At 46.4% G+C, this 6,317-nt stretch carries 5 protein-coding genes and 2 pseudogenes; 5 read left to right on the forward strand and 2 right to left on the reverse strand.

Features of this window, described 5'->3' with window-relative positions; all coding sequences use genetic code 11:
* Positions 1-75: 75 nt before the first annotated feature.
* The 3 genes and pseudogenes from ABZJ92_RS19965 to chbG form a co-directional block, all read left to right on the forward strand.
* Positions 76-249: pseudogene (locus tag ABZJ92_RS19965) on the forward strand (helix-turn-helix domain-containing protein); the annotation flags it as partial.
* Between the two features lie 104 nt (positions 250-353).
* Positions 354-1,706, forward strand: coding sequence for a 6-phospho-beta-glucosidase (gene celF, locus ABZJ92_RS19970; RefSeq protein ID WP_000078732.1), 1,353 nt, complete (start codon positions 354-356; stop codon positions 1,704-1,706).
* 12 nt (positions 1,707-1,718) lie between these two features.
* Positions 1,719-2,477: a chitin disaccharide deacetylase gene (chbG, locus tag ABZJ92_RS19975; protein ID WP_000440442.1), complete on the forward strand. Its 759-nt coding sequence runs from the start codon at positions 1,719-1,721 to the stop codon at positions 2,475-2,477.
* A gap of 46 nt (positions 2,478-2,523) precedes the next feature.
* Here the strand turns inward: chbG and katE are convergent, their stop codons facing one another.
* Positions 2,524-4,785 (reverse strand): catalase HPII, encoded by a 2,262-nt coding sequence (gene katE, locus ABZJ92_RS19980; RefSeq protein ID WP_000077853.1) that lies wholly within the window; start codon positions 4,783-4,785, stop codon positions 2,524-2,526.
* A gap of 182 nt (positions 4,786-4,967) precedes the next feature.
* On the opposite strand from katE, the gene cedA reads away from it, so the two are divergent.
* Positions 4,968-5,231 carry a cell division activator CedA gene (cedA, locus tag ABZJ92_RS19985; protein WP_001241561.1) on the forward strand — a complete coding sequence of 88 codons (264 nt, stop codon included), beginning with the start codon at positions 4,968-4,970 and terminating at the stop codon, positions 5,229-5,231.
* A 288-nt stretch (positions 5,232-5,519) separates the two neighbouring features.
* Positions 5,520-6,249: pseudogene (locus ABZJ92_RS19990) on the forward strand (protein YdjO).
* Positions 6,250-6,259: 10 nt separating this feature from the next.
* On the opposite strand, the gene ABZJ92_RS19995 reads toward ABZJ92_RS19990, so the two are convergent.
* Positions 6,260-6,316: an IS1 family transposase gene (locus ABZJ92_RS19995; protein ID WP_003032489.1), complete on the reverse strand. Its 57-nt coding sequence runs from the start codon at positions 6,314-6,316 to the stop codon at positions 6,260-6,262.
* Position 6,317: the final 1 nt, after the last annotated feature.

Consider the following 6,317-nt stretch of genomic DNA (forward strand, 5'->3'; position numbering starts at 1 on the left):
TGATGGAAATGGAAGCCACGCAAGCACCTTAAAATCACCATCATACACTAAATCAGTAAGTTGGCAGCATTACCTGAGATCCGTATTAATTTTGCAAAAAAACAACTGGAAATGACCAACTATTCCGTGACGGATATTGCGTTTGAGGCCGGTTATAGTAGCCCGAGTTTGTTTATTAAAACGTTTAAGAAATTAACGTCCTTTACGCCTAAGAGATATCGTAAGAAATTGACTGAATTTAATCAGTAAGTCGTTATACCTGACAATTCACATATCTGTCCTGTTGCTGGATTATTTATGTCCGGGGGGGCAGATATGCCAGATATCAGTATTCTGTACTGAAGGGAGAAATTATGAGCCAGAAATTAAAAGTCGTCACTATTGGTGGCGGGAGCAGCTATACCCCGGAGTTACTGGAAGGATTTATTAAGCGTTATCACGAATTGCCGGTCAGCGAATTATGGCTGGTGGATGTCGAGGGTGGCAAAGCTAAACTGGATATTATTTTCGATCTCTGCCAACGGATGATTGATAACGCTGGCGTCCCGATGAAGCTTTATAAAACGCTGGATTGCCGCGAAGCATTGAAAGATGCTGATTTCGTTACTACCCAACTGCGCGTTGGCCAATTACCGGCGCGTGAACTGGATGAACGTATTCCATTAAGTCATGGTTATCTTGGTCAGGAAACCAACGGCGCGGGCGGTTTGTTTAAAGGTCTGCGTACCATTCCGGTAATTTTTGACATCGTAAAAGATGTCGAAGAACTTTGTCCGAATGCATGGGTGATTAACTTCACTAACCCGGCGGGAATGGTTACTGAAGCCGTTTATCGTCATACCGGATTTAAACGCTTTATCGGCGTGTGTAATATTCCGATCGGCATGAAGATGTTTATTCACGATGTTCTGATGCTGAAAGACAGCGATGATTTATCTATCGATTTGTTTGGCCTCAACCATATGGTGTTCATTAAGGATGTGCTGGTAAATGGCAAGTCGCGCTTTGCCGAATTGCTTGATGGTGTGGCATCCGGGCAGTTAAAAGTATCTGGCGTTAAAAATATTTTCGATCTGCCATTTAGCGAAGGCTTAATTCGTTCTCTGAATCTGTTGCCGTGTTCTTATTTGCTTTATTACTTCAAGCAAAAAGAGATGCTGGCTATTGAAATGGGCGAATACTACAAAGGCGGCGCACGAGCGCAGGTAGTACAGAAAGTCGAGAAACAACTTTTTGAGCTGTATAAAAACCCGGAGTTGAAAGTTAAGCCGAAAGAACTGGAACAGCGCGGTGGGGCTTATTACTCTGATGCAGCGTGCGAAGTGATCAACGCTATCTACAACGACAAGCAAGCTGAACATTACGTTAATATCCCGCATCATGGGCATATTGATAATATTCCGGCAGACTGGGCGGTAGAAATGACCTGTAAGCTGGGGCGCGATGGCGCGACGCCACATCCGCGCATTACGCATTTCGATGATAAAGTGATGGGGCTGATTCACACCATTAAAGGCTTCGAGATTGCTGCCAGCAACGCCGCACTTAGCGGAGAATTTAACGATGTGTTACTGGCGCTAAACCTTAGTCCGTTGGTGCATTCCGATCGCGATGCTGAGCTGCTGGCACGCGAGATGATTCTGGCGCACGAGAAATGGCTGCCAAATTTTGCCGACTGCATCGCAGAGCTTAAAAAAGCACATTAACCGAGGCTGATTATGGAACGCTTACTGATTGTTAATGCCGATGATTTTGGCTTAAGCAAAGGTCAGAACTACGGCATTATCGAGGCCTGTCGCAATGGGATTGTCACATCGACGACGGCGCTGGTGAATGGGCAGGCTATTGACCATGCGGTGCAGTTGAGTCGTGATGAACCGAGTCTGGCCATAGGGATGCACTTTGTCCTTACTATGGGCAAGCCACTGACAGCTATGCCGGGGTTAACCCGCGATGGTGTGCTGGGAAAATGGATCTGGCAGTTGGCAGAAGAAGATGCTTTACCGCTGGAAGAAATTACTCAGGAGCTTGCCAGTCAGTATTTGCGTTTCATTGAGCTATTTGGACGCAAACCTACGCATCTTGATAGCCATCATCATGTGCATATGTTCCCGCAGATTTTCCCGATTGTTGCCAGGTTTGCGGCTGAAGAGGGGATTGCGTTGCGCATCGACCGTCAGCCGCTATCTAACGCTGGTGATTTACCGGCTAATCTGCGCAGTTCGCAGGGATTCAGTAGCGCGTTTTATGGTGAAGAGATTAGCGAGGCACTGTTCCTGCAAGTGCTGGATGACGCAAGCCATCGGGGTGATCCTTCGCTGGAGGTGATGTGTCATCCGGCGTTTATCGATAATACTATCCGTCAGAGTGCTTACTGTTTCCCACGGTTAACGGAGCTGGAAGTGCTGACATCAGCGTCGTTGAAATATGCAATTGCTGAGCGTGGTTATCGGTTGGGTAGTTATCTTGATGTGTAAGTAAGGTGGTAAGGTCACTCCCCAGGGGACGTGACCTTATCCATATTTACGCCGGAATTTTGTCAATCTTAGGAATGCGTGACCACACGCGGTGTTCTGCCATCAGCGTTAACAGTTCATCCATAAAACTACCGTCGGTGCTGTCAGCTTCCACAATCCCTTCTTCACCCTGGTCAGCTACCTTGATTGTTGCTTTAAACTTGCGCGCGTCTCCCGCCAGCGCAATCGGTTTAAGGTGTTTGTAGGCTTCCATCAGATAGTAGTTGGCATCGCCGTTGTCAGCGATATCCGCGATATTGCCGCAAGGGACAATGACCGCATCGACCGTCAGCGAAGGTGCACCGGCAAAGGTAGCGGCTATAGGCAACACCGTACCGTCATCCGCAGTCACTTCACCCATTCGGGAGTAGAGCAGTTTGGCATGAACGCCTTTGGCCTTCATGGCCTTGAGAATGGCCAGAAGGTCTGCCGATCTCACTTCATCATTAAGTAAAATCGCTACCACGCGACCTTTCACATCACCGTCAGGAATGGCGTACAAACTTAAGGATGGATCCTTTTTCAGACCGTTGACGTCCGGAGGTGGGGTGATATTCAGCTGGTCGTCAGTCAGTTCGATACCGAGATTTTTCGCCACCGCCTGGGCCAGAGTGAGATCAATATGCGCCAGCTGGTCAACAACGCGCTCACGAATATACGGACGAACGACTTTGCTTAACTCAAAACTGAAACCATCGACAATATGGCGCTGCTCGAATGGCGTCTGACTTAGCCAGAACAGACGCGGATGGGAATAATATTCGCCAAACGATGGGCTGCGCTCGCGAACTTTATTGCCTTCCACGCGCTCTTGGTATGATTCAAAACCGCCGCGTTTCGGCCCCGGTGGTGTTTCGCGCGGCCAGTTATCGTTGATCGAGTTCGGTTCATAATTCGCCGGGTTAGTGTCGATCCCCATACGATGCATGCCGTCACGCTGGAAATTATGGTAAGGGCAGGTCGGGCGGTTAATCGGAATCTCATGGAAATTCGGCCCACCAAGACGACTGATTTGTGTATCGGTATAGGAGAACAAACGTCCCTGCAACAGGGGATCGTTGGTGAAGTCCAGACCAGGAACAATATGACCTGGATGGAATGCTGCTTGTTCGTTTTCGGCAAAGAAGTTATCCGGATTGCGATTGAGCACCATTTTGCCGACACGCTGAACGGGCACCAGTTCTTCCGGGATCAGTTTGGTTGGATCGAGAAGATCGAAGTCGAACTTGAATTCATCTTCTTCAGGAATCAACTGGAAGCCCAGTTCGTATTCCGGAAAATCGCCTGCTTCAATGGCTTCCCACAACTCGCGGCGGTGGAAGTCCGGGTCACGTCCGGTGAGTTTTTGTGCTTCATCCCAAACGAGTGAGGCTTTACCTGCCAGTGGTTTCCAGTGGAAACGTACAAACGTTGCCTTCCCTTCGGCATTAATCAGGCGGAAGGTGTGAATACCGAAGCCTTCCATGGTGCGGTAACTGCGGGGGATGCCGCGATCCGACATCGCCCACATCACGTTGTGCAGAGTTTCAGGTTGCAGAGAAACATAATCCCAGAAAGTATCGTGGGCACTTTGCCCTTGTGGAATTGCCCAGTGCGGTTCTGGTTTTACCGCATGAACAAAATCGGGGAATTTATGCGCATCCTGGATAAAGAAGATTGGCGTGTTATTGCCAACGAGGTCAAAAATACCCTCTTCAGTATAGAACTTGGTGGCAAAACCACGGATATCACGCACGGTATCGGCAGAGCCAGCGCCACCCTGAACGGTAGAGAACCTAACAAATACTGGGGTGATTTTGTTCGGATCTGAGAGGAAATCCGCTTTGGTGATATCGCTTAAGCTTTTATATGGCTGGAAATAACCGTGAGCTGCTGAGCCGCGTGCATGAACAATACGTTCCGGGATGCGCTCATGGTCAAAGTGGGTGATTTTCTCGCGCAGAATAAAATCTTCCAGCAGCGTTGGACCACGGTTACCGGCACGCAGTGAGTTTTGATCATCGGCGATGCGCACGCCCTGATTAGTGGTCAGCGCATAATTTTCACTGCCTTTGCGTACGTCTTCCAGAGAATTAAGTTTTTCGTTACGTGTATCAGGGGCTTTCAGGCTCCCAGGGGCGGTAGGTTGTGCACCTGGCGGTGTTGGTTCAGCCGCTGGACGATGAGATCCGTCCTCAGGTGCCAGTGAGTCCATCCCCGGTTTCGCTTCGCTGGAATCGTGTAGTGGTGACTGGTGCTGATGTGGGTTCTTTTCGTTATGTTGCGACATTGAACTCGTCTCCTTAATTTATTACTGAAAGGGCCGCTGTTTTGGTCAAAAAACTCTCTAACTATAGACCACCAGCCAGATCCCGCTTCGGAGACTATTCTGGAAACGGTGTTATGAAATACACGCAAAGCGGGACGTACAGGGGCTAAATCGGCTAAACTACAGTTTTTCTAATTTTTAATATGCGTTTAGTGAAGCCAGTAATGAAGAAACCGCTCCGCCAGCAAAACCGCCAGATTATTAGCTATGTCCCACGCACGGAACCCGCGCCGCCAGAACATGCGATAAAGATGGATTCGTTTCGTGATGTCTGGATGCTGCGTGGCAAATATGTTGCGTTTGTACTGATGGGAGAGTCATTTCTGCGCTCACCGGCGTTTACTGTGCCTGAATCTGCCCAACGTTGGGCAAATCAGATCCGCCAGGAAGGGGAAGTGACTGAGTAAGGATTACATACCTCCCGGTTTTGCCGGGAGTTACAGGACCTGAAATTCTGCATTTCGTTGCTACATTCATTCAAACCACCTGTAACAAAAAGCTGCCTTTGACGAGCTATTGCTATAAATAAGAGATCTTTTTTCTTTAATTATTTATTTATTTTAAAATGGTTAAGTTTTGCTAATCATGATGAGTTATTTTTGATAGTTCATCCTGTGGCGTCGCTCTTAAACTTATATTGTAAATGACTTAGATTTAAATAAGATAATAATTTTGTTAACAATATGAGGCGGGAGATGTTTTCTACAAACTTAATACAGAGTAATTATGGTGATTTAAATATTAAAAGCCTGGCTTTCGACTCTTTTAAAGAAAGGCTTGAGTCTACCATGGCGGCACTCACTTTCTTTATATCAACGGGTCAATGTGACTGCGATGAAATAGCAGAGTCGAACTTCAATCGTATGATTGCCTATATGTCTAACATTAACTATGATGCCTCAAAGCTAGGAGCGCCAGCACTTAGTTTTGATACGTATCTGCAGGACAATGTTAAATATAGAGTGATAATTAATAATCTTTATGGCAGTGAGTTTCGGATAAGAGATATTAATGAGAATTTTGTTGGGATGGATTTTACCTGTGAATTCCGACCCGAAAAAATGACGAATTTGATCAATATAAAAAATAGGTTGGTTATTCATTATTTAAGGACTATATACTATGAAAAAAATTATATACATCCTGCCGGGAGCATTTTTGCTGCGATTCAAAAAAAATGAGAGTCTCCTAAAGTTTCCTTCGATAATATCAATGCTTAATATCAATCTTCTTTTTAATCCACTAAATCTTCCGGGAATGGGAAGTGGTGTGCTTGAAGATATTATGAGTATTCCAGATAGTTCACTTAGAAAACGTCTCGGGTATGAGGTTTTAAGCTTCTCACTACAGGCACATTCATTGAGCCAGGAATGTATTGATAAGTTGGACATTTTTTTCGCTGACGATCTGTTTAAATATGGGTAATGACTCCAACTTACTGATAGTGTTTTATGTTCAGATAATGCCCGATGACCTTGTCATGCAGCTCCACC

The organism is Shigella sp. FJ200513, assembly GCF_040495915.1.
Classification (GTDB): Bacteria; Pseudomonadota; Gammaproteobacteria; order Enterobacterales; family Enterobacteriaceae; genus ECMA0423.

What these genes read in the sequence shown, in the direction of transcription:
- celF (WP_000078732.1), top strand. Translation starts at nt 354, where the DNA reads ATGAGCCAGAAATTAAAAGTCGTCACTATTGGTGGCGGGAGCAGCTAT.
- chbG (WP_000440442.1), top strand. Translation starts at nt 1,719, where the DNA reads ATGGAACGCTTACTGATTGTTAATGCCGATGATTTTGGCTTAAGCAAA.
- cedA (WP_001241561.1), top strand. Translation starts at nt 4,968, where the DNA reads ATGCGTTTAGTGAAGCCAGTAATGAAGAAACCGCTCCGCCAGCAAAAC.
- katE (WP_000077853.1), bottom strand. Translation starts at nt 4,785, where the DNA reads ATGTCGCAACATAACGAAAAGAACCCACATCAGCACCAGTCACCACTA.